We start from the raw sequence: 26701 nt of genomic DNA, 5'->3' as shown, positions 1-26701 counted from the left end.
GTGAGCAATCAAGTCGGCGCGCGGGGCGGATAGATCCGCGTCGGCATCCAGAAAATCAGCAGGATCAACACCGCCGCGACACCGGCCATGACGTAGTAGAGATCCGAAGAAGTGAGCACCACGGCCTGCTGGTGCAAGCGATGGGCAAGGCCGGCGGCATCGCTGTCGGCCAGGGGCGAGTTGCCCAGGCTATCCACCAACATGGTCGAGTGGAAATGCAGGCGGTGGGTGGTCAGGGCGTCGATCACGCCGGTAGCGACCACGGCGGCCATACCTTTGACGGTGTTGAACCACGCCGAGGCGAACGGCCCGTCTTGCGGCGTGATGCTGCCGGTGGAGAGCATCAACAGCGGCAACACCGCCATCGGTTGCCCGAAAATTTGCAGCAATTGCAGCGCGTAGAAGTCATCGCGGATCCACGCCGACGTCAGTTGCGCCCCGCCCACGCAGGACAGGATCAGCATGCTCAAGCCGATGCCCAATACCCAGCGGCAATCAACCCAACGCAGGTTGCACAGCGCCGCCACCAACGGCAGCGCAATCAACTGCGGCAGCGCCATGATCAGCATTACCGGGGCAGTTTGCAGCGGGCGGTAGCCTTGCACCTGAGCCAGGTAGCTGGACGGAATGATGGTCACCGCCAGCAGCACAATCAGCACGCCGGCGAGCACGATCAGCGCGAACGCCAGGTTGCGGATGCCGAGCATCTGCAACTTGAAAAACGGCATCGGGTGCGACCACTCGTTGATCATGAACAACACCAGCAACACCAGGCCGCCGATCAGCAACGAGGTGATCAGCGGTGATTCGAACCAGTCCAGGCGGTTGCCCTGCAACAGGCCGATTACCAGCATGCAGATCGCCGGGAACCCCAGTAGCAGGCCGCGCCAGTTGAACTGCTTGAAGCGCTCCAGGCGGACGGGATCCTGAGGCAAGCCGTAGGCCACAGCAGCCATGGCCAGCAGGCACGGCCCGACAATCTGCCAGAACGCCCATTGCCAACCGACGTATTCGGTCCACATTGCCGCCAACGGTGTACCGAGGCTGGGGCCGAAGGTCGCAGTCAGGGCGTAGCCCGCCAGGCCGTACAGCTTGACGTGGGCCGGCAGGAACCGCAGCGCTACGGTCATCAGCATCGGCGGCAAAGCGCCGCCGGCAAGGCCTTGTACCGTGCGCAAAATCAGCAGGCTTTCGTAATTCGGCGCGAACGGGCACAGCACGCCAAGCACGGTGAACAGGCCAATGGCACACAGGGTGAAACGGCGCAGAGAGAACGTCACCGAACACCAGGGTGCAAAGGCCATCGCCGAGACGGAGGTGGCGGTGTACGCAGCCACCAGCCAGGTGCCTTCGTCGAAGCCGATGTACATCGCACCGCGAATATCGGCGAGGGCGACTTTGGTCACCATCTCGTTGAGGCCGGACACCAGCACTGCGAGCAATACGCCCACCAGGCCGATGATGATGCGCGGGCCGAAAACGGGCGGGGTGATGGCGGTCGGCTTGGCTGCGGCCAGGGGTGCGGGAGCAGCGAGGGACGTCATGAACTACAACTCGGAATAGGAAATACCCGAGCAGTTTAATCAGGCTTAGACATGACAAAAAGTGACTTATAGGAAGCTTATAAGTGCACCAGACGCAATGATCAAAATATAGGCGATCCCTGCGGGAGCCGGGCTTGCCCGCGATGACATTACCTCGCTATTCCTGAAAAACCGGGTCGCCCGCATCGCAGGCAAGCCAGCTCCCACATTGACCGAGCTCACTTGCGACTCACGTGGGTTGCGCTTCTTGCCACGTCGCCTCGCAGCATTCACGCATGGTTTCGCGCAGCCATTTATGGGCCGGATCTTTGTCGAAACGCGGGTGCCAGGCCTGGGTCAACACCAGGGTCGGCAGGGAGATTGGCAGGGTGAATGCGCGCAACGGCAGCTTCAGGCGATTGGCGCTGTAGAGCGCTTCCTTGGGCACCGGCAGGATCAGGTCGGAGTCCGGCAGCATGAACATCGCGCCGTGAAACCCCGGGGCGATCATGGCGACTCGACGTTCCAGGCCTTGGGCGTTGAGCGCGGTGTCGATCGGACCACGGGCGATGCCGCGCCGGGAGATGCTGATGTGGGAGTAGCTGGCGAACCGTTCGGCGGTGATTTCCCCATCGAACAACGGGTGCCCTTCCCGCGCCAGCCCAACGAAGGTGGTGGTGAACAGGTTCTGCACCTTCACTTCCGGGGTGATCGGCATAGTGTTGCCCACCCGCAGGTCGAGCCTGCCTTCCCGCAGGGCTTCATCATCGGTGTCGCCTTCGGGCACGAAGCGCAGCTCGCACAGCGGTGCCATGCGCTCCATGGTGTCGAACAGCCGACCGCCATACACCCCGACAAAAAAGTCATTGGCCCGCACGCTGAACCGGCGGCGCAACGTGCGCAAGTCCACTTCGTCCGCCGAGCGGAACAGCAGCGCCGCCTGTTCCACCACGTTACGCACCTGGCCCTGCAACTCCAGGGCCTTGGGCGTCGGCACCAGGCCGCGACCGGCGCGCACCAGGATCGGATCACCCACTGCCTCGCGGATTCGCGTGAGGGTGCGGCTCATGGCGGCCGGGCTCAGGTTCATCCGCCGCGCGGCACCCACCACACTGCCCTCGTCGAGCAAGGCGTCGAGGGCGACCAGCAGGTTCATGTCCGGTAATTGCATGCCAAGCACTCGTGATGGGTAGGGAGTGAACTTGGCGCAATCGTAGCAGGCTTCTCTGTAGGAGCGAGCTTGCTCGCGAAGAACGTTAACGATAACGCGGGCATCCTGAAGGGACGCGTCGCCTGGACATTTTTCGCGAGCAAGCTCGCTCCTACAGGGAGCAGCAGGTGATTAGCGTTGCATGCCCCAGCGCTTTACGGTGACTCGCTCCAAAGTGTCGAACACCAGATTTTCCACCAGCAGCCCGATCAGGATCACCACTGCCAAGCCGGCAAACACCTTGTCGGTGTACAACTCGTTGCGGTTCTGGAAGATGTACCAGCCCAGCCCGCCCTTGCCGCTGGTGGCGCCGAATACCAGCTCGGCCGCAATCAGCGTGCGCCAGGCAAACGCCCAGCCGATTTTCAGCCCGGCGAGAATCGAAGGCAGCGCCGCCGGGATCAGGATGAACAGCACAAAACGCATGCCCTTGAGGCCGTAATTGCGACCGGCCATGCGCAGGGTTTCCGAGACACCGAGAAACCCGGAATAGGTGTTGAGCGCCAGCGCCCACAACACTGAATGCACCAGCACGAAGATCAGGCTGTTCTGCCCCAGGCCAAACCACAACAGCGCCAGCGGCAGCAGGGCAATCGCCGGCAACGGGTTGAACATCGAGGTCAGGGTGCTCAGCAGGTCACGGCCCAATTGGGTCGAAACCGCCAGGGTGGTCAGGGCGAACGCCAGCACAATGCCGATCAGGTAACCCTTGATCAGCACCACCAGCGAGATGCTGACCTTGCTCAACAGCTCGCCACTGGCCATGCCGTCGTAGAACGCGCTCAGGGTCTGCAGGAAGCTTGGCAGCAGCAGGTCATTGTTCTGATAACGCGCGGCCGCTTCCCAGAGGATCGCGAGCACGATCAGGATCAGGCTTTTACGCAGCCAGCCTTGTTGCCACAAGCGTTGACGCCATGGCAACTCGCGCTCTACGCGAACACCGGGCAACGGTTCGAGAGTGATTTCATATTCCTGGCGCATGGTGGAACCCTTCAATAAGCGATGCGGATATCGGCGAAACCCAGCTCGGTTTCCGCCTCGGGCGCTTCATCAAATAGCAGCCGATGAATGCGCCGCGCCGAAGCCTGGAACGCCACACCGCCGAGGCTGTGCAGGTCGTATTGATGGCTGTGAATTTCCGCCCGCACCCGCCCGGGATGCGGCGACAGCAACAGGATGCGGTTGCCCACCACCAGCGCTTCTTCGATGGAGTGGGTGACGAACAACAGCGTGAAGCGCACCTCTTCCCAGAGCAGCAGCAACTCTTCCTGCATCTTGCGTCGGGTCAGCGCATCGAGGGCGGCGAAGGGTTCGTCCATCAGCAGGATTTTCGGCTGCATGGCCAACGCCCGGGCGATGGCCACGCGGGCCTTCATGCCGCCGGACAGGGTGTGTGGGTAGGCATCGGCAAAAGCCGTAAGGCCGACTTTTTCCAGGTAGTACAGCGCCCGCTCTTCGGCCTCGCGACGCTTGAGGGTCTTGGAGGCGAGCAGCGGGAACATGACGTTCTGCTTGACGGTTTTCCACGGCGGCAGTTGGTCGAATTCCTGGAACACCACAATGCGGTCCGGCCCCGGTTGCTCGACTTTTTGCCCGAGCAAACGGATCTCGCCTTCGCAGGGCTTGATAAAGCCGGCGATGGATTTCAGCAGCGTGGATTTGCCGCAGCCCGAAGGCCCCAGCAGTACAAAGCGGTCCGCCGGGTCGATCTCGAAACTGACCTGGTGGGTGGCCCGCACCACTCGTTCCGGCGTGCGGTATTCAAGGCTGACGTGGTCCACCGACAGCAGCGCTGAAGGGGTTTTCGGGTTGCTGGCCGTGTGGCCTTGCAAGGGCGCGTTCATGTCAGCTCCCTTGCAGCGGTTTGGCGTCCTGGAAGAAGTAATCCTTCCACGATTCGGGTTTGTTTTTGATCGCCCCGACGCGGTAGAGGAATTCCGCCAGCGGGTAAGTATTTTTCGGTGTGACGCTGAATTCGAACTGCGGGTTTTCGATGATTTTCAGCAGCTCGGCGCGGTCGATCTTGGCCTTGGTCACGCGGATGTAGGTATCGGCGGCGGCGCCTTTGTCGTTCTGGGCGAACTGGGCCGCTTCGGTCAGCGCTTCGACGAACGCCTTGTAGGTTTTCGGGTTGTCGTTGCGGAATTTCTCGGTGGCAAACAACACCGTCGGCGAGTTGGGGCCGAGGATGTCGTAGGAGTTGAGCACCACATGCACGTTCGGGTTGGTCAGGGCCTGTTCCTGGAACGGCGGATTGGAGAAGTGCCCGGTCAGTTCGGTACCACCGGCGATCAGCGCAGCCGTGGCATCCGGGTGCGGGACAGCCACGGTGTACTTGTCGAGACGGTTGAATTCCTTGTCGCCCCACTGCTTGGCCGCGGCGTATTGCAGGAAGCGCGACTGTACGGAGACGCCCACCGCGGGTACGGCAATGCGGTCTTTTTCGGTGAAGTCGGCAATGGTCTTGACCTTGGGATTGTTGCTCACCAGGTAGTAAGGGAAGTTGCCCAGGGAGGCGACGGCTTTCACGTTCTGCTTGCCGTGGGTGCGGTCCCAGATGGTCAGCAGCGGGCCGACGCCAGCGCCGGCAATGTCGATGGAACCGGACAGTAACGCATCGTTGACGGCGGCGCCGCCGGACAGCTGGGTCCAGTCGACCTTGATGTCGATGCCTTCCTGCTTGCCGTACTTCTCGATCAGGTTCTGATCGCGCACCACATTGAGCAACAGGTAGACGATGCCGAACTGCTCGGCGATGCGAATCTCGCCTTCGGCCTGGGCGGCGGCAGGTGCAACAAGGCTGCCGGCCAGCAGGCTGACGCCCAGGCCGACCGTGGCAGCCAGACGCGCAAATGGGATTTTCTTGGACATGGTCATGCTCCGGATCAGAAAGGCGCGTCGCCCTGGATGGTGGTGCGGAACAGCTTGCGCCGCAGGTGGCTTGGGCAGCCGGCCGCCAGATGGATCAGCGAGCGGTTGTCCCAGAACACCAGGTCGTGGGGCTGCCACTGATGGCGATAAATGTTTTCGGGCAGCACGCTGTGGGCGTAGAGCTGAGCCAGCAGGTCACGGCTTTCATCGTCCGGCAGGCCGACGATACGGGTGGTGAAGCCCTCGCTGACAAACAACGCCTTGCGGCCGTTTTCCGGATGGGTGCGTACGATCGGGTGCACCACTTCCGCCACCTGAGCGAGCTGCTCAGGGGTGAGGGTCGGGCGCCAGTTGCCTTCGAATTTGGTTTCGCTGTAGCGCGCCGTGTAGGAGTGCGCGGCGCTGCGACCTTCGACAGCCTTGCGCAGGTGCTCGGGCAGGTGGTCCCAGGCTTTGTGCATGTCGGCGAACAAGGTGTCGCCGCCTTCGGACGGCAGCTCCTGGGCATGAAGCATCGAGCCGAGGCTCGGCAGCTCTTTGTAGGAGAGATCCGAGTGCCAGAACTTGCCGGCGTCTCCCAGGCCGATGGATTGGCCGTTCTCGATGATGTTGGAGACGATCAGGATTTCCGGATGGTTGGCCAGCAGGAATTGTTTGAGCACATGAATTTGCAGCACACCGAAGCGGCGGCTGAAGGCGATCTGTTGTTCGGGGGTGATGCGTTGGTCGCGGAACACCACGACGTGATAGTCCAGGTGCGCGCGATGAATGCGGGCGAAGTCCTGGTCGCTGACCGGGCGGGTCAGGTCCAGGCCAATGATCTCGGCACCGACACTGCCGGGAAATGGACGGATCTCAAAGGTTTGTGCAGTGTCGTTCGCTGTTGGAACAGTAGAGGTGGCAGACATGAGTTCACTCCCGGGCGGTCAGGAGAGTGACTTTATAGTCATAAGAACGGCATTTTAAATACCGTTAACGAATATCGATATGGCTTTTGTAAAGGGTGTTTTGGACGGCCTAACTGCGGGCAAGCCCAGCTCCCACAGGGAAACATTCATCCATGTGGGGCCGGGCTTGCCTGGGCGTGTAATCCGGATCAGCGCTCGTGCAACGCCTCTGCCCGCGCCCGAAGGATCGGCTTGAGCAGGTAGCTGAGGATGCTTTTCTTGCCGGTGATGATGTCGACCGAAGCCACCATGCCGGGGATGATGATCAGCGGCTTCTCATCGGTGCCCAAGTGGCTGCGGTCGGTGCGCAGGGTGATCATGTAGTAGGTGGTTTTCTTGTCTTCGTCGGTGATGGTGTCGGCACCGATGCGCTCGAGCTTGGCCTTGAGGCCGCCGTAGATGGTGTAGTCGTAGGCGGTGAACTTGACCACCGCTTCTTGTCCCGGGTGCAGGAAGGCGATGTCTTGCGGGCGTATCTTGGCTTCCACCAGCAGGGTGTCATCCAGCGGTACGATTTCCACCATGTCGCTGCCTGGCTGGATCACGCCGCCTACGGTGTTCACCAGCAGTTGCTTGACGATGCCACGTACCGGCGAGGTCACCAGGGTGCGGCTGACCCGATCTTCCAGGGCCTTGCCGGTAGAGGCGGCCTTGTTCAGTTCTGTGCGGGCTTCGTTGAGTTGAGTCAGGGCTTCACTGCGGAATTTGCCGCGGGTTTCGTCGATCTTGCGCTGCACTTCCTTGATCGCCGATTCAGCACGTGGAATCGCCAGGGTGGTTGCATCAAGTTGGCCACGGGTTTCCATTTCCGCACGCTTGAGCCGCAGCACTTCAACCGGCGAGACCGCGCCCTGGGCCACCAACGGCTCGGACATGTTGATTTCCTGGCGCTGCAACGACAGCTGGCTGCGGTATTGGCCTTGCTTGGAGGAGAACTCGCGCAGTTCCTGTTGACGCTGCACCAGTTGCTCCTGCAACCCGCCGACTTCGTCCTTGAGCTGCTGACGGCGACTGTCGTACAACGAGCGCTCACTGGCGGCCTGGCTTGGCGCGGCCTTGAGCACGTCGTCCGGGATGTTCAGCGGGCGGTCATCCACCTGCGCGCTCAAGCGTTCGACCCGCAGCAACATCGAGAGCCGCAGGGCTTCGGTTTCGCCGGCGTTGGACACAAAGCGCGTGTCGTCCAAGCGAATCAACGGTGCCCCGGCTTCGACGATCTGGCCTTCCTTGACGTACAGCTCTGCGACGATGCCGCCTTCAAGGTTTTGGATCTTCTGCAACTTGGAGGACGGAATCGCCTTGCCGTCACCGCGCGTCACTTCGTCGATGCTGGAAAAATACGCCCAGCCCACCAGGAACAGGAAAAACGCGATGATCGCCCAGATGGTCAGGCGGATGACCCGCGGCGCATCTTCGATCAGTGCTTTGTTGACCTCGGGCAGCGGCTGGTCTTGCAGGGATTCGGAGCCCTTGAAGTAGCGGCCAATCGAGTTTTTGACGGACTTAAGCGACACTGATCTGCCCCTTCTTCAACGCTTCCATGACCACGGCTTTCGGGCCATCCGCGAGGATCTGACCCCGATCGACCACCAACAGGCGGTCCACCAGGGACAGCAGCGAGGCGCGGTGCGTGACCAGCACCACCGTCTTGTTTTGCACCACAGCTAGCAGGCGTTGTTTCAAGCGTTCTTCACCGGTGTTGTCCATGGCGCTGGTCGGTTCGTCGAGCAGCAAGATAGGCGGGTTGAGCAGTAAGGCACGGGCCAGCGCGACGTTCTGCCGCTGGCCGCCGGACAGGTTCTGCCCGCGCTCGCCGACTTGCAGCTCGTAGCCTTGGGGGTGCAGGCGGGCAAACTCGTGGACGCCGGCCAATTCCGCAGCTTGCAGGACCATTTCGTCTTCGACATAGCGCGCACCCGATACCAGGTTGTCGCGCAGGGTGCCGGCCAGCAGTTGGATGTCCTGAGGTACGTAGCCGATGTTATGGCGCAGCTCGCTGACGTCGATCTGGCGAACGTCCACGCCGTCCACCAGCAAGGCGCCGGAGTCGGGTTGATAGAGGCCGACAATCAATTTGGCGAGTGAGCTTTTACCCGAGCCACTGCGGCCGATAATGCCGATTTTTTCTCCGGGCTTGATCACCAGGTTGAGGTTTTTCAGTGCGGCGTTTTGCTGGTCCGGGTAGGTGAAGTTCAGGCCCCGGCATTCGATCGCACCTTGCAGCGTGCGGCGGCTCATCGGACGCTCTTCGAAGTTGCGCTCTTGGGGCAACTCCATCATCTGGTCTACCGATTTCATGGTGACTTTGGCTTGCTGGTAGCGGGTCAGCAGGCCGGACAGCGAAGCCAGCGGGCTCAAGGCACGGCCACTGAGCATGTAGCAGGCAATCAGGCCGCCCATGCTCAGGTTGCCGTCGATGATCTGGTAAACACCGAAGCAAATCATCACGACGCCCGCCAATTGCTGAATCAGCAGCGTCATGTTCATCGACAGGCCCGACAGCAACTTCACCCGCAGCTCCAGGCGACTGAGGGTGCCAATCGTCTGTTCCCATTGGTATTGGCGTTCGCTTTCGGCGTTATTGACCTTGACCGCATCCAGCCCGGCGAGGGTTTCGATCAGGCTCGATTGGCGCTCGGCGGCCAGGGCCATGGTTCGCTCCATGGTCGCCACCAGGGGCTTTTGCAAGGCATAACCGATGCCTAGGGCCAGCGGGAACGCCAGCACGGGAATCCACACCAGGTGCCCGCCGAGGATAGCGATCACCAGGAAAATCAGCAGGGTGAACGGCAGGTCGATCAGGCTGGTGAGGGTCAATGACGCGAGGAAATCCCGCAGGCTCTGAAACTCGTGGATGTTTTGGGCAAAGCTGCCCACCCGCGCCGGGCGGTATTTCATGGACATCCCGACAATGCGCTCGAACAGCGTCGCCGAGATGATCAGGTCGGTTTTTTTCCCGGCCAGGTCCAGGCACAAACTGCGCAGGCTTTTGAGGATCAGGTCGAACAGGTAGGCGCCAGCAATACCGATAGCCAGCACCCACAAAGTGGCCGTGGCCTGGTTCGGCACCACGCGGTCATAGACGTTCATCACGAACAACGGCGCAGCCATGGCGATGATGTTGATCAGGAAGCTGGCCGCGATGGCGTCGGTATAAAGCCAGCGCGAGCGCTTCAAGGTGTCGCGGAACCAGGAGCGGGCACGGGGAATCAGCGTGCCGTGGTTGACGTCGAACTTGTGCTGGGGTTGGGCGAAGAACACTTTGCCGGTGTAATCATCGGCCAACACGTCGCGCTTGATGATGACTTCACCGCCGTCGCTTTCGCTGAGCAGAATGCGGGCTTCGTCCTCGCCATGCCAACCGACCAGCACCGTGCTGCGACCGTCCTTGAGCAACAGCAAGGCCGGCAGGGCGATGGTCGGAATCTGCTCCAGCTTGCGTTGCAACAAACGCCCCTGTAGCCCCGCGCGTGCGGCGGCGCGAGGCAACAGCTCGGCGCTCAGGCGTTGCGCAGGCAACGGCAGCCCAGTGGTGAGCATCGCCGCGCTGGCAGGTTTCTGATGCAATGCGCAAAGCGCAAGCAACCCGTCAAGTAACGGGTCGTCGTGCAGCGTGCGTGGATCATGACTGAGATGAACTCGACTGACTTCTGATTCCACGCGGGGCACTCTCGACTAACAGATGGGGCTTGAGGGGGGACTCAATTCATCCCGGGCAGTTGGACTTTAGGCTTCACGTCGTTTTGCACGACGGAGGCCATTGGCGCGACCACTCCCTGGCTTTTGAGCAATTCGCCCATGGTCGCCTTGATTCGGTACTGAGTAAATAACTGAATATTTTTGATCTCTTCCAAACGGCGGGAAGCGGTGAACAGTTCGTTCTCGCTGTCGAGCAAATCGAGCAGGGTACGTTGGCCCAAACTGAATTGCTGCTGGTAAGAAGTGCGTACTCGGGTGCTGTGATCGACGTATTGCTGGGCGATCGGCACTTGGGCGTTGGCGTTGTTCAGGGCATTCCAGGCCAGGCCCAGCTCTTCGTTCAACTGGCGCAAGGCGTTATTGCGGATATCCAGGGCCTGGTTGGACAGGGCCGATTTGGATTCCAGGTCAGCTTTGTTGCTGCCACCGGAGTAAAGGTTGAAGCGCATGCGCAACATGGCTTCCCAGCCATTGCTGTGGGACGGGTCACCGCTGACGTTGTTGTCGGCATTGGTGCCGAGTTCAGCATCAAAACGCGGGTAAAACGTCGATTTGGCGGCTTGGTACTGCTGTTCGGTTGCGACGATGTCGGATTCAGCCGAACGCAGGATCGGGCTGTTGTCGAGCATCTGGCGACGCGCTTCGTTCAGATCGGCTGGCAGCATTGCCATGAACGGTGCCGGGCGCTCCAACTGGTCAGGCATCTGGCCCACGGCACTCAGATAGTTAGTCTGGGAGTCGGCCAAGTTGGTCTGCTCGGTGATCAGGTTGTTACGGGCTTGAGCCAGACGGGCTTCAGCCTGGTCCAGGTCAGCACCGTTACCGACGCCGCGCTGGGTGCGCAATTTGATCTGGTCGTAGATGCGCTCGTGGTTGCGCAGGTTCTCTTCAGCCAGGCGTACGAATTCACGACGGGTGAGCACGTCCAGGTAAACCTGGGCAACGGTCAGGCCGGTGCGCTCGGAGGTGCCAAGCAACGAATAAGCACGGGAGTTAACGGTGGCTTGTTGACGCCCTACTTCGCTGGAAGTGGCAAAACCGTCAAAAATCATTTGCTGCAGGCGCAGGCTCGATTCGCCGCGGTTGAGCGTGTCCCATTGGTTGTTGCCACGGCCATTGGTGGCACGAGTGGTGGAGTTGTCCACGCCTTCACGACCGTAGCCGCCGGCCAAATCCACCTTCGGCAGGTAGCCACCTTGGGCGGCTCGCAATTGGTAGTCGGCGGCGATACGGCTATTTACGCCGGCCTGGACTTCAGGATGCACGTCGAGCGCTTGTTGCATGGCCTGAGGCAATGTTTGGGCGTGTACAAAACTCGCGGCGAGGACGAACGGCAGTGCCTTAAACAGATGCAAACGCATTTCAAAAATTCCCCAGGACTTCTTGTCTCAAATCACAGCAGATCGAGTCGCTGTGTCGGAAAATGGCAACCGTAATGACCGTACGTCGGAAAGTTCAAAAGCGGAACTGGTTCACACATGTAGGACGGTTCGCCGCATAAATATCAATGTGACATTAGTGGGGCGATTGTTTAGGATGGCGGCCATAAGGTCAATAGTTTGGCATAAAGTTAATTCCTAAAAATTATAGCCAAATTATTGACGAGTCACCTGTCAAAAGTCTTAACACCTCCAAACTGACGCTAACTAGTGCTCAGGTCTATGGAAGTTACCCGAACGGATCGCCGGAGAAATCTTCAATGAGCAGTGTTGTTGCCATCGTCAAAAGCATTGTTGGCCAAGTTTTCGTCATTTCTCCAGAAGGAGTCAGACGTGTACTTGTCGAAGGCGACCGACTGTTCGCAGGGGATCAGGTAGACACCGGCCTCTCGGGCGCCGTCAGCCTGGAACTGGCCGACGGCCGCACACTGGACCTGGGCCGTGATACCCAGTGGAGCGCCGACACGCCGGACTCCAGCCTCGACCTGGCCCAAGCCACTGCCCAGGCCGCGCCGTCGGTTGCCGAGCTGCAGCAAGCCATCGCTGCCGGCGCCGACCCGACCACCGACCTGGAAGCTACCGCAGCAGGGCCGACTGCGGCCGGCACGGGCGCAGCGGGTGGCGGCCATAGTTTCGTGGTGCTGGATGCAACGGCGGCCAGCGTCGTGCCGACCATTGGCTTCCCAACAGCCGGCCTGGGTGTGACCACCTCGGCCCTGACCCAGAATACAGGCGGACAGGCGAGCGACGCGGGCGGCCTGGTGCTGCAAGCCTCCACCCTGACCCTGGGCGCGACCCCGACCATCACCGAAGCTGGCGGCGTGCTGACCTACACCGCCACGGTAACGCAGGCGCCCACCAGCGACCTGAGCATCACCCTGTCCAATGGCGCGGTGATCACCATCCCGGCCGGCCAATTGACGGGCACCGTGAATGTGCCTCTGGCCCCCAACGACACCCCGTACATCGATGCAAGCCAGATCAGCGTCACCGTCACCGGCACCACCGGTGGCAACAACCTGGTGCTGACCACCGACCCCGCGCCTGCGGTGACCCAAATCACCGACACCGTCGACACCACCACTGTCACTCTGACAGCCGGCAATACCGTGACCGAAGGCGGTCAGATTACTTACACCGCTACCCTGACCAACCCCGCGCAGACGCCGGTGACCGTCACTTTGAGCAATGGCTCGGTGATTACCATTGAAGCCGGGAAGTCCACCGGGACGGTTGTCGTTGATACGCCAGCCAATGATGTTTACAACAACGGTTCAACCATCAGCACCACGATTACCGGGGCTACCGGCGGTAACTTCGAGAACCTGGTACCGGCGACTACGCCAGCGGTTACCACCATTACCGATTCGATCGACAACACCACCGTCTCCCTGACGGCGGGCGAAAGCGTGACCGAAGGCGGTCAGATTACTTACACCGCGACCCTGACCAACCCCGCGCAGACGCCGGTGACCGTCACTTTGAGCAATGGCTCGGTGATTACCATTGAAGCCGGGAAATCCACGGGGACGGTTGTCGTCGATACGCCAGCCAATGATGTTTACAACAACGGTTCAACCATCAGCACCACGATTACCGGGGCTACCGGCGGTAACTTCGAGAACTTGGTGCCGGCGACTACGCCAGCGGTTACCACCATTACCGATTCGGTCGATACCACTACGGTCACGCTGACGGCCGGTGATACCGTCACCGAAGGCGGTCAGATCACTTACACCGCTACCTTGACCAACCCAGCACAGACACCGGTGACTGTCACTTTGAGCAATGGCTCGGTGATTACCATTGAAGCCGGGAAGTCCACCGGGACGGTTGTCGTCGATACGCCAGCCAACGATGTTTACAACAACGGTTCAACCATCAGCACTACGATTACCGGGGCTACCGGCGGTAACTTCGAGAACCTGGTACCGGCGACTACGCCAGCGGTTACCACCATTACCGATTCGATCGACAACACCACCGTCTCCCTGACAGCGGGCGAAAGCGTGACCGAAGGCGGTCAGATTACTTACACCGCGACCCTGACCAACCCCGCGCAGACGCCGGTGACCGTCACTTTGAGCAATGGCTCGGTGATTACCATTGAAGCCGGGAAGTCCACGGGGACGGTTGTCGTCGATACGCCAGCCAATGACGTTTACAACAATGGTTCGACGGTTAGCACCACCATTACCGCGGCTACTGGCGGTAATTTTGAGAACCTGGTGCCGAGCACTACGCCAGCGGTGACGACGATCACCGACTCGGTTGATACCACGACGGTGACGTTGTCGACTAACGACACCGCGATCACTGAAGGTGGCCAGATCACTTACACCGCCACGCTCTCGAATGAAGCGCAGGCGCCGGTGACTGTGACGCTGTCTAACGGTCAGGTGATCACCATTGATGCTGGTAAAACCACCGGCACTGTGGTTTTCCAAACCCCCGTCAACGACGTTTACAACAACGGTTCGACCGTTAGCACCACCATTACCACCGCGACTGGCGGCAATTTCGAGAAATTGGTTCCGGACAATACAAATCCTCCAACCACTGTGATTTCGGACTCGATCGACACCACCACCGTGACGCTGTCGACCACCGACACTGCTATCACCGAAGGTGGGCAGATTACCTACACCGCGACCTTGAGCAACGAAGCTCAAGCGCCGGTGACCGTGACCCTGTCTAACGGTCAGGTGATCACCATTGATGCGGGCAAAACCACGGGCACCGTGGTTTTCCAAACGCCGGTCAATGACGTCTACAACAACGGTTCGACCGTTAGTACCACGATCACCACCGCCACTGGCGGCAACTTCGAGAAACTGGTTCCGGACAACACCAATCCGCCGACCACCGTCATTTCGGATTCGATCGATACCACTACGGTGACGTTGTCGACCGACGACACTGCCATTACCGAAGGCGGTCAGATCACCTACACCGCAACCTTGAGCAACGAAGCTCAAGCGCCGGTGACCGTGACCCTGTCTAACGGTCAGGTGATCACCATTGATGCAGGTAAAACCACGGGTACTGTGGTTTTCCAAACGCCGGTCAATGACGTCTACAACAACGGCTCGACCGTTAGCACCACGATTACAGCCGCGACTGGCGGCAACTTTGAGAAGTTGGTTCCGGATAACACCAATCCGCCGACTACCGTCATTTCGGATTCGATCGACACCACTACGGTGACGTTGTCGACCGGCGACACTGCCATTACCGAAGGCGGTCAGATCACCTACACCGCAACCTTGAGCAACGAAGCTCAAGCGCCGGTGACCGTGACCCTGTCTAACGGTCAAGTTATTACCATTGATGCGGGTAAAACCACGGGCACCGTGGTTTTCCAAACGCCGGTCAATGACGTCTACAACAACGGTTCGACCGTTAGCACCACCATTACCACCGCGACTGGCGGCAATTTCGAGAAGTTGGTTCCGGACAATACAAATCCTCCGACCACTGTGATCTCGGACTCGATCGACACCACCACCGTGACCTTGTCGACTAACGACACTGCGATCACCGAAGGCGGTCAGATCACCTATACCGCGACCTTGAGCAACGAGGCTCACGCACCAGTGACCGTGACCCTGTCCAACGGCCAGGTGATCACCATCGATGCCGGTAAAACCACCGGTACCGTGGTTTTCCAAACCCCGGTCAATGACGTCTACAACAACGGTTCTACCGTTAGCACCACGATTACGACGGCTACTGGCGGTAACTTTGAGAAGTTGGTTCCGGACAATACGAATCCGCCGACCACTGTCATTTCGGATTCGATCGACACCACGACGGTAACGCTGTCGACTAATGACACCGCTATTACCGAAGGCGGTCAGATCACCTATACCGCGACCTTGAGCAACGAGGCTCACGCGCCAGTGACCGTGACCCTGTCCAACGGCCAGGTGATCACCATCGATGCGGGTAAAACCACGGGCACCGTGGTCTTCCAGACACCGGTCAACGATGTTTACAACAACGGCTCGACCGTTAGCACCACGATTACTGCGGCTACTGGCGGCAACTTTGAGAAGTTGGTTCCGGACAATACGAATCCGCCGACCACTGTCATTTCGGATTCGATCGACACCACGACGGTAACGCTGTCGACTAATGACACCGCTATTACCGAAGGCGGTCAGATCACCTATACCGCGACCTTGAGCAACGAGGCTCACGCGCCAGTGACCGTGACCCTGTCCAACGGCCAGGTGATCACCATCGATGCGGGTAAAACCACGGGCACCGTGGTCTTCCAGACACCGGTCAACGATGTTTACAACAACGGCTCGACCGTTAGCACCACGATTACTGCGGCTACTGGCGGCAACTTTGAGAAGTTGGTTCCGGATAACACCAATCCGCCGACTACCGTCATTTCGGATTCGATCGACACCACGACGGTGACGTTGTCGACCAACGACACTGCGATCACTGAAGGCGGTCAGATTACCTACACCGCGACCTTGAGCAATGAAGCTCATGCGCCAGTGACCGTGACTCTGTCCAACGGCCAGGTGATTACCATCGATGCCGGTAAAACCACCGGGACCGTGGTTTTCCAAACCCCCGTCAACGATGTCTACAACAACGGTTCCACCGTTAGCACCACGATCACCACCGCTACTGGTGGTAATTTCGAGAAGTTGGTCCCGGATAACACTAATCCGCCGACCACCGTTATTTCGGACTCGATCGATACCACCACCGTGACCTTGTCGACTAACGACACCGCAATCACTGAAGGCGGCCAGATCACCTACACCGCCACGCTTTCGAATGAAGCGCATGCGCCGGTCACCGTGACCTTGTCCAACGGCCAGGTGATCACCATTGATGCCGGAAAAACCACCGGTAATGTGGTTTTCCAAACTCCCGTCAACGATGTCTACAACAATGGTTCGACCGTTAGCACCACGATTACGGCGGCCACTGGTGGCAATTTCGAGAAGCTGGTCCCGGATAACACTAATCCGCCGACCACCACGATTACCGATTCGATCGACACCACCACTGTGACGCTGTCGACCACTGACACCGCAATCACCGAAGGCGGTCAGATCACGTACACGGCAACGCTTTCTAATGAAGCGCATGCGCCGGTGACCGTGACTCTGTCCAACGGCCAGGTGATCACCATTGATGCCGGAAAAACCACCGGTAATGTGGTTTTCCAAACTCCCGTCAACGATGTCTACAACAACGGTTCGACCGTTAGCACCACGATCACCACTGCCACTGGCGGCAACTTCGAGAAACTGGTTCCGGACAATACAAATCCGCCGACCACTGTTATCTCGGACTCGATCGACACCACCACCGTGACGCTGTCGACCACCGATACTGCCATTACCGAAGGCGGCCAGATCACCTACACCGCGACCTTGAGCAACGAAGCTCATGCTCCAGTGACCGTGACTCTGTCCAACGGACAGGTGATCACTATCGACGCGGGCAAAACCACCGGCACTGTGGTTTTCCAGACCCCGGCCAATGACGTTTACAACAACGGTTCGACGGTCAGCACCACCGTCAGCACCGCTACTGGCGGTAACTTCGAGAAGCTGGTACCGGATAACACCAATCCGCCGACCACCGTCATTTCGGATTCGATCGATACCACCACCGTGACGCTGTCGACCACCGATACCGCCATTACCGAAGGCGGTCAGATCACCTACACCGCGACATTGAGCAACGAAGCTCATGCCCCGGTGACTGTGACCCTGTCTAACGGCCAGGTGATCACCATCGACGCGGGTAAAACCACTGGCACTGTGGTTTTCCAAACACCGGTCAACGACGTTTACAACAACGGTTCTACCGTTAGCACCACGATTACGACGGCTACTGGCGGTAACTTCGAGAAGCTGGTCCCGGACAACACCAATCCGCCGACCACCGTCATTTCGGATTCGATCGACACCACCACCGTGACGCTGTCGACCACTGACACCGCAATCACTGAAGGCGGTCAGATCACTTACACCGCCACGCTTTCGAATGAAGCGCATGCGCCGGTGACCGTGACTCTGTCCAACGGCCAGGTCATTACCATCGACGCAGGCAAAACCACGGGTACCGTGGTTTTCCAGACTCCGATCAACGACGTTTACAACAACGGTTCCACCGTTAGCACCACGATTACGACGGCTACTGGCGGTAACTTCGAGAAGTTGGTCCCGGATAACACCAATCCGCCGACTACCGTCATTTCGGATTCGATCGATACCACCACCGTGACGCTGTCGACCACCGATACCGCCATTACCGAAGGCGGTCAGATCACCTACACCGCGACATTGAGCAACGAAGCTCATGCTCCAGTGACCGTGACACTGTCCAACGGCCAGGTGATCACTATCGACGCAGGCAAAACCACGGGTACCGTGGTTTTCCAGACCCCGGTCAATGACGTCTACAACAACGGCTCGACCGTTAGCACGACCATCACCACCGCTACTGGCGGTAATTTCGAGAAGTTGGTTCCGGACAATACAAATCCGCCGACCACTGTCATTTCGGACTCGATCGACACCACCACCGTGACGCTGTCGACCACCGATACCGCCATTACCGAAGGCGGTCAGATCACCTATACCGCGACCTTGAGCAACGAGGCTCACGCGCCAGTGACCGTGACCCTGTCCAACGGCCAGGTGATCACCATTGATGCCGGCAAAACCACCGGTAATGTGGTTTTCCAAACCCCCGTCAACGATGTCTACAACAATGGTTCCACCGTTAGCACCACGATTACGGCGGCCACTGGCGGTAACTTCGAGAAGTTGGTTTCGGATAACACTAATCCGCCGACCACTGTGATTTCGGACTCGATCGACACCACCACCGTGACGCTGTCGACCACTGACACCGCAATCACTGAAGGCGGTCAGATTACCTACACCGCGACTTTGAGCAACGAAGCTCACGCCCCGGTCACCGTGACGCTGTCTAACGGCCAGGTCATTACCATTGATGCAGGCAAAACCACGGGCACCGTGGTTTTCCAGACTCCGGTCAACGACGTCTACAACAACGGTTCGACCGTTAGTACCACGATCACCACCGCCACTGGCGGCAATTTCGAGAAGCTGGTCCCGGATAACACCAATCCGCCGACTACCGTCATTTCGGATTCGATCGACACCACGACGGTGACGTTGTCGACCAACGACACTGCGATCACTGAAGGCGGTCAGATCACGTACACGGCAACGCTTTCTAATGAAGCGCATGCGCCGGTCACCGTGACCTTGTCCAACGGCCAGGTGATCACCATTGATGCCGGAAAAACCACCGGTAATGTGGTTTTCCAAACTCCCGTCAACGATGTCTACAACAATGGTTCGACCGTTAGCACCACGATCACCACCGCTACTGGCGGCAACTTCGAGAAGTTGGTCCCGGATAACACTAATCCGCCGACCACTGTTATCTCGGACTCGATCGACACCACCACTGTGACGCTGTCGACCACTGACACTGCCATCACCGAAGGTGGGCAGATTACCTACACCGCGACCTTGAGCAACGAAGCTCATGCGCCGGTGACCGTGACTCTGTCCAACGGACAGGTGATCACCATTGACGCAGGCAAAACCACGGGCACCGTGGTTTTCCAGACTCCGGTCAACGACGTCTACAACAACGGTTCCACCGTTAGCACCACGATCACCACCGCTACTGGCGGCAACTTCGAGAAGTTGGTCCCGGATAACACTAATCCGCCGACCACCACGATTACCGACTCGATCGACACCACCACCGTGACCTTGTCGACCAACGACACTGCGATCACTGAAGGCGGTCAGATCACCTACACCGCTACGCTTTCCAATGAAGCACATGCGCCAGTGACCGTGACTCTGTCTAACGGCCAGGTGATCACCATTGATGCAGGCAAAACCACGGGCACCGTGGTTTTCCAGACTCCGGTCAACGACGTTTACAACAACGGTTCGACCGTTAGCACCACGATCACAGCCGCAACTGGCGGCAACTTCGAGAAGCTGGTTCCGGACAACACCAATCCGCCGACCACCGTCATTTCGGACTCGATCGACACCACCACTGTGACGCTGTCGACCACTGACACTGCGATCACCGAAGGTGGCCAAATCACGTACACGGCAACGCTTTCGAATGAAGCGCATGCGCCGGTGACCGTGACCCTGTCCAACGGACAGGTGATCACCATTGATGCAGGTAAAACCACCGGCACTGTGGTTTTCCAGACTCCGGTCAACGACGTCTACAACAACGGTTCCACCGTCAGTACCACGATTACGGCGGCTACTGGCGGTAACTTTGAGAAGTTGGTTCCGGATAACACTAATCCGCCGACCACCATCATTTCGGATTCGATCGACACCACTACGGTGACATTGTCGACCAAAGACACTGCGATTACCGAAGGCGGCCAGATCACCTACACCGCGACCTTGAGCAACGAAGCTCACGCGCCGGTCACCGTGACTCTGTCTAACGGACAGGTCATCACCATCGACGCAGGCAAAACCACCGGTACCGTGGTCTTCCAAACACCAGCCAACGATGTTTACAACAACGGATCGACGGTCAGCACCACCATCAGCACCGCTACTGGCGGCAACTTCGAGAAACTGGTTCCGGATAACAGCCATCCAGCGGTGACCACCATCACCGACTCGATCGACACCACGACCGTTAAGTTGAGCACCACCGACACCGCCATTACCGAAGGCGGTCAGATCACCTACACCGCCACGCTTTCGAACGAAGCGCACGCGCCGGTGACCGTGACGCTGTCCAACGGCCAGGTCATTACCATCGACACGGGCAAAACCACCGGTACCGTAGTCTTCCAAACGCCCGCCAACGACGTTTACAACAACGGTTCGACGGTCAGCACGACCATCACCACCGCAACGGGTGGCAACTTCGAGAAGCTGGTCCCGGATAATACTAATCCGCCGACCACCACGATTACCGACTCGATCGATACCACCACCGTGACGCTGTCGACAAACGACACTGCGATCACCGAAGGTGGGCAGATCACGTACACCGCGACGTTGACCAACGTCGCTCACGCCCCGGTCACAGTGACTTTGTCCAACGGCCAGGTGATTACCATTGATTCCGGAAAAACCACCGGCACTGTGGTTTTCCAAACGCCGGCCAACGACGTTTACAACAACGGTTCCACCGTCAGCACCACCATTACGACGGCTACTGGCGGCAACTTCGAAAAATTGGTTCCGGATAACAGCCATCCAGCGGTGACCACCATCACCGACTCGATCGACACCACGACCGTTAAGTTGAGCACCACCGACACCGCCATCACCGAAGGCGGTCAGATCACCTACACCGCCACGCTTTCGAATGAAGCGCATGCGCCGGTCACCGTGACCCTGTCCAACGGCCAGGTGATCACCATTGATGCCGGTAAAACCACCGGCACTGTGGTCTTCCAGACACCAGCCAACGACGTCTACAACAACGGTTCCACCGTCAGCACCACCATCAGCACCGCTACTGGCGGCAACTTCGAGAAACTGGTTCCGGATAACAGCCATCCAGCGGTGACCACCATCACCGACTCGATCGACACCACGACCGTTAAGTTGAGCACCACCGACACCGCCATTACCGAAGGTGGCCAGATCACCTACACCGCGACCTTGAGCAACGAAGCTCACGCGCCGGTAACCGTGACCTTGTCCAACGGCCAGGTGATCACCATTGATTCCGGTAAAACCACGGGTACCGTGGTCTTCCAGACACCACCCAACGACGTTTACAACAACGGTTCCACCGTCAGCACCACCATTACGACGGCCACTGGCGGCAACTTCGAGAAGCTGGTTGCGGATAACAGCCACCCAGCTGTCACCACCATCACCGACTCGATCGACACCACGACCGTTAAGTTGAGCACCACCGACACCGCCATCACCGAAGGCGGTCAGATCACCTACACCGCGACCTTGAGCAACGTCGCTCACGCCCCGGTCACCGTGACCTTGTCCAACGGCCAGGTGATCACTATCGATTCCGGCAAAACCACCGGCACCGTGGTCTTCCAGACTCCGGCTAACGACGTCTACAACAACGGCTCCACCGTCAGCACGACTATCACCACAGCCACTGGCGGCAACTTCGAGAAACTGGTCCCGGATAACACCAACCCGCCGACCACTGTCATTTCGGATTCGATCGACACCACCACCGTTACCCTGTCGACGGCCAACACCGCGATCACTGAAGGCGGCCAGATCACGTACACCGCGACTTTGAGCAACGTCGCTCACGCCCCGGTCACCGTGACCTTGTCCAACGGCCAGGTGATCACTATCGACTCCGGTAAAACTACCGGTACCGTGGTCTTCCAGACACCAGCCAACGACGTCTACAACAACGGTTCCACCGTCAGCACCACCATCAGCACGGCCACTGGCGGTAACTTCGAGAAACTGGTCCCGGACAACAGCCACCCAGCTGTCACCACCATCACCGACTCGATCGACACCACGACCGTTAAGTTGAGCACCACTGACACCGCCATTACTGAAGGCGGTCAGATCACCTACACCGCGACCTTGAGCAACGTCGCTCACGCTCCGGTGACCGTGACCTTGTCCAACGGCCAGGTGATCACTATCGATTCCGGTAAAACCACCGGCACCGTGGTCTTCCAAACTCCGGCTAACGACGTCTACAACAACGGTTCCACCGTCAGCCCGACTATCACTACAGCCACTGGCGGTAACTTCGAGAAACTGGTCCCGGACAACACCAATCCGCCGACCACCGTCATTTCGGATTCGATCGACACCACCACCGTTACCCTGTCGACAGCCAACACCGCCATCACCGAAGGCGGTCAGATCACCTACACCGCGACCTTGAGCAACATCGCTCACGCCCCGGTGACCGTGACCCTGTCCAACGGCCAGGTGATCACTATCGATTCCGGCAAAACCACCGGCACTGTGGTCTTCCAGACGCCACCCAACGATGTCTACAACAACGGCTCCACCGTCAGTACCACCATCAGCACGGCCACTGGCGGTAACTTCGAGAAGCTGGTTCCGGATAACAGCCATCCGGCTGTCACCACCATTACCGACTCGATCGACACCACCACCATCAGCATCACCGGTGATGCGTCGGTAAATGAGGGCCAGGCAGCCCACTACACCCTCACGCTGAGCAACCCGGCGGCAACTGACGTGACCGTCACGCTGAAATACAGCGGCACAGCCACCGACGGTTCGGACTTCAACGGCGTCTACACCGTGAAGATCCCGGCTGGCGCCAGCAGTGCAACCTTCAACGTGAACACCCTTGACGACAAGCTGACCGAGCCGACCGAAACGCTGGTGATTACCATCGACAAGACCTCCGGTGGCAACTTCGAGAAGCTGGCGATCAGCGGCACCAATGGCAGCATCAGCACCAATATCATCGACAACGACGCCCCGCCGGTCATCGACCTGGACGCCAACAATTCCAGCGGCGCCACCGGTGCGGATTACAAGGTGACGTTCACCGAAGGCACCACCGGGCCAGGTGTGTCGATTGCTGACACCGACATCAAGATCACCGACCCGGACAGCACGATGCTGACCGGCGCCACCGTCACCCTGACCAACGCGCAAGCGGGCGACGTGCTGAACCTGGGCAATAGCGTCAACGGCATCACGATCAACTCCAACAACCAGACGGGCACCATCACCCTGACGCTGTCGGGCAGCGCGACGCTGGCCGATTACATGACGCGGATCCAGAACATCACGTTCTCCAACAGCAGCCATGACCCGAGCACCACACCGCGGATCATTACCGTGACAGTGACCGATGGCGGTAACTACTCCAACGTTGCCACTGCCACCGTCAACGTGGTGGCCGTCAACGATGCGCCGGTCGCTACCGGTAGCGCCGTCACGGGTACCGAGGACACGCCGCTGGCCCTGGCCTGGTCGAACTTCGGCGTGACTGACGTCGACTCGCCACAAGCGAGCCTCGGGGTGAAAATCACCGAGTTGCCGGTTGCCGGTAAATTGCAGTTCCTGGCAGCGGACGGGGTGACCTGGTCCAACGTGACCAGCGGCCAGACCTTTACCAAGGCCCAGATCGACGGCGGCCAATTGCGCTTTATGCCCAATGCCAACGAGTCCGGGACCAATGGTTACGGCGGCACCGGCATTGGCAATAAACAGGCCGACTATGCGCAGTTCAAGTTCCAGCCAACCGATGGCAAGGATCTGGGCACTGCCGCGACGGTGAAAGTCGATATCACCCCTGTGGCGGACGCGCCGAACCTGACGGTGGCAGATAACGCCGTGAACTCCGTGGGCCTGACCAAGCAAAGCTGGAACAGCATTGCGAACCTGGGCACCAACGGCAACGGCGCTGCACCAGCAGACCTGAAAAACGCGATTGATAACGCCGGCACGCCGAACACCAGCACCACCGTGACCACGGTCGTGTCTGAAGCGAACGTTGCGGGGGGCTCTGGCTCCAAGACTTCCGGCCTGATCTACATGGAAGCCGGGAAGAGCTACACCTTCAGCGGCACCGGCGATGACAGCCTGGTGGTCAACGTTGGCGGCAAAGACGTAGCGAGCGCGCTGTGGGGCACCAACAGCGGCAAGTTCAGCGGATCGATCACCCCGACCGTCAGCGGCTATTACAGCATCGAGATCTACCACGCCAACCAGTCCGGACCTGGCAGCTATAACGTCAACGTGCAAATCGGCAACGGTGCGGTCCAGCCCCTGAACGCCAGCGGCATACCGCTCTACACCGGCGTCAGCGACCTGATCAATGCCGGCGTGACCGTGTCCGACCTGCATGGCAGCAACGGCGACGGTTACTACACCGGCTACAAGCTCAACGAAGGCCTGGAGAATGGCTCGGTGCACCTGTCCAAGGTCACCACCAGCCTGAACGATACTGACGGCTCGGAAAGCCTGAGCGTGAAGATCAGCGGGATCCCGGCAGGCTCGGTACTGACCGATGGTGCCGGGCATACCTATAGCGCCGGCGCGAGCACCGGTGAGGTGAACGTAACGGCCTGGGACTTGAGCACCCTGACCATCAAGCCACCGACCTACTACAGCGGCCAGTTCAACCTGACGGTGACCTCGACCTCGACTGAAAGCCTGGGCGGCTCGGCCGTCACCACCGCGCAGTTGCCGGTCACGATTTACCCGGCGAACTACAACTCGATCACCGCAACGTCGGGCAGCGACAACATCACCGGCACCGATGGCAATGACATCGTGGTCTCGGACATCGGTGGCCTGAACGTGGTGCAAGGCAAAAACTACAACATCGCGTTCATGGTCGACAGCTCCGGCAGCATGAGCACCGACTCGGTCAACGCGGCCAAGGCGTCGCTGACTTCGGTGTTCAGCTCACTGAAAAACAGCCTTGGCGCCAACACCTCGGGCACCGTGAATATCTTCGTGGCGGACTTCGATACCCAGGTCAATAAATCGGTGGCGATTAACCTGAACGATCCGAACGCGCTGGCGATACTCAAGGGCGTGCTGGATTCGATGGTCTCCGGTGGCGGCACCAACTATGAAGACGTGTTCAAGGCCACCGCCAACTTCTTCCAGAGCAGCCTGGCGACCGGCAACACCGGCGCGACCAACCTGACTTACTTCATCACTGATGGCCAGCCGACGTACTTCCAGAACGGCGAACAAACCAATCCGGTGGTCGCCGACTTCTACAACTACACCACCACCGATGGCCGTCTGGATGACTACATCAACACCAACAACTATCAGTTGGGCAACGCGTTCTCGATCACCGTCGGCAGCAGCAGGCTGCAACTGATCGACAGCGCCGGTCAGGTTCACAAGTGGATGCAGAACTGGAACGGCAGCTGGTACGACAGCGGCGTCATCGGCACCGTGCATGCGCAAGGCGACGGCACCTATGAAGTCTCGTACCTGGACGGCAGCGGCAGCAGCACCAGCTCTGCGACGACCAGCAATTCCGGCAGCGGGTTTGCATTGCTCAGCGGCTTGTCCAGCGTGGAAGCCATTGGTATCAACAGCGGGGTGAGCCTCAACGACCTCAAACCGTACGACTCGGACGGCAAGCCACAGAGCAACATCGATCCGAAGGACTTGGCCAACGCTATCCTGGGTCACACCGAGGCGACCTTGCCGGGTTCTGACACCATCAACGGTGGCGACGGCAATGACATCATCTTCGGTGACCTGGTGAGCTTCGGTGGGGTTACCGGCGAGGGCTACAACGCGCTGCAGGCCTTCGTCGCACAGAAAACCGGGATGGCCGTCACGGCCGTCACCACGTCGAACGTGCATCAGTACGTGACCGAACACTACGCCGACTTTGATGTGTCCGGCGCCAAGGACGGGAACGACACGCTGCTGGGCGGCAACGGCGACGACATTCTGTTCGGCCAGGGCGGCAGCGACTACCTCGACGGTGGCAAGGGCAATGACATCCTGCTGGGCGGCACCGGCAACGACACGTTGGTCGGCGGCCAGGGCAACGACATCCTGATCGGTGGTTCCGGCGCTGATTTGTTCGTGTGGAAGTCTGGCGACCTGGGCAACGACGTGATCAAGGACTTCAAGGCTGCGGACGGCGACCGGATTGACCTGCGGGATCTGTTGAAAGGTGAGAGCGACAGCACCATCGACAACTACCTCAAGATCACCACGGTGGAGGGTGTCTCGACGCTGCAAGTCAGTACCGAAGGCAATCTGAACAAGGCCGGCGGTCTGGCGAACGCGGATGTCACCATCAAGCTGGAAGGCAACGACTGGTCTCACACCAGCATCAACTCGCTGATCAGCGGTGCCGACCCGACCATCAAGATCGATCACACCGCCTAAGCCTGCGTTCATCGGCCGCCCAACCGGGCGGCCGATGTACATTAGTAGCTCGTCACTGGCTCTGTGGGACGATTGCACCGCATACTCGCACCCATTACCCACCGTTAGCCTGTGT

General features: G+C 59.3%; 10 protein-coding genes. 1 reads left to right on the top strand and 9 read right to left on the bottom strand.

All coding sequences use genetic code 11. The features are described from left to right. Window positions 1-8 precede the first annotated feature (8 nt). The 9 genes from ACA046_RS00735 to ACA046_RS00695 all read right to left on the bottom strand — a co-directional run bounded on the left by ACA046_RS00735 (window position 9) and on the right by ACA046_RS00695 (window position 11611). The gene (locus tag ACA046_RS00735) at window positions 9-1544 is read right to left on the bottom strand and encodes an MFS transporter (protein WP_497675700.1); all 1536 of its coding nucleotides are present in this window, start codon (window positions 1542-1544) and stop codon (window positions 9-11) included. Window positions 1545-1773: 229 nt separating this feature from the next. Next, window positions 1774-2694: a LysR family transcriptional regulator gene (locus ACA046_RS00730; protein WP_017478026.1), complete on the bottom strand. Its 921-nt coding sequence runs from the start codon at window positions 2692-2694 to the stop codon at window positions 1774-1776. Between the two features lie 171 nt (window positions 2695-2865). Further along, on the bottom strand, window positions 2866-3714 hold the full coding sequence (locus ACA046_RS00725; protein ID WP_003218225.1) for an ABC transporter permease: 849 nt from the start codon (window positions 3712-3714) through the stop codon (window positions 2866-2868). An 11-nt stretch (window positions 3715-3725) separates the two neighbouring features. Further along, on the bottom strand, window positions 3726-4577 hold the full coding sequence (locus ACA046_RS00720) for an ABC transporter ATP-binding protein (protein ID WP_497675699.1): 852 nt from the start codon (window positions 4575-4577) through the stop codon (window positions 3726-3728). Between the two features lies 1 nt (window position 4578). Further along, on the bottom strand, window positions 4579-5604 hold the full coding sequence (locus ACA046_RS00715; protein WP_177042412.1) for an ABC transporter substrate-binding protein: 1026 nt from the start codon (window positions 5602-5604) through the stop codon (window positions 4579-4581). A gap of 14 nt (window positions 5605-5618) precedes the next feature. Beyond that, window positions 5619-6512 (bottom strand): TauD/TfdA dioxygenase family protein, encoded by an 894-nt coding sequence (locus ACA046_RS00710; protein ID WP_497675698.1) that lies wholly within the window; start codon window positions 6510-6512, stop codon window positions 5619-5621. Window positions 6513-6700: 188 nt separating this feature from the next. Beyond that, window positions 6701-8065 (bottom strand): HlyD family type I secretion periplasmic adaptor subunit, encoded by a 1365-nt coding sequence (locus tag ACA046_RS00705; RefSeq protein WP_497675697.1) that lies wholly within the window; start codon window positions 8063-8065, stop codon window positions 6701-6703. Further along, entirely contained in the window at window positions 8055-10211 is a 2157-nt protein-coding gene (locus ACA046_RS00700; protein ID WP_167665619.1) for a type I secretion system permease/ATPase, read from the bottom strand. The genes ACA046_RS00705 and ACA046_RS00700 overlap by 11 nt, the downstream gene beginning before the upstream one ends. Window positions 10212-10252: 41 nt before the next feature. Beyond that, on the bottom strand, window positions 10253-11611 hold the full coding sequence (locus ACA046_RS00695; protein ID WP_076015599.1) for a TolC family outer membrane protein: 1359 nt from the start codon (window positions 11609-11611) through the stop codon (window positions 10253-10255). A gap of 338 nt (window positions 11612-11949) precedes the next feature. Here ACA046_RS00695 and ACA046_RS00690 point away from each other — a divergent pair, with 338 nt between their 5' ends. After that, a complete protein-coding gene (locus tag ACA046_RS00690; RefSeq protein WP_497675696.1) occupies window positions 11950-26586 on the top strand; it encodes a retention module-containing protein in 14637 nt (4878 codons plus the stop codon). Window positions 26587-26701: the final 115 nt, after the last annotated feature.

The organism is Pseudomonas sp. LBUM1641 (genome assembly GCF_059716235.1).
This window is presented reverse-complemented; position numbering and strand designations above follow the sequence as displayed.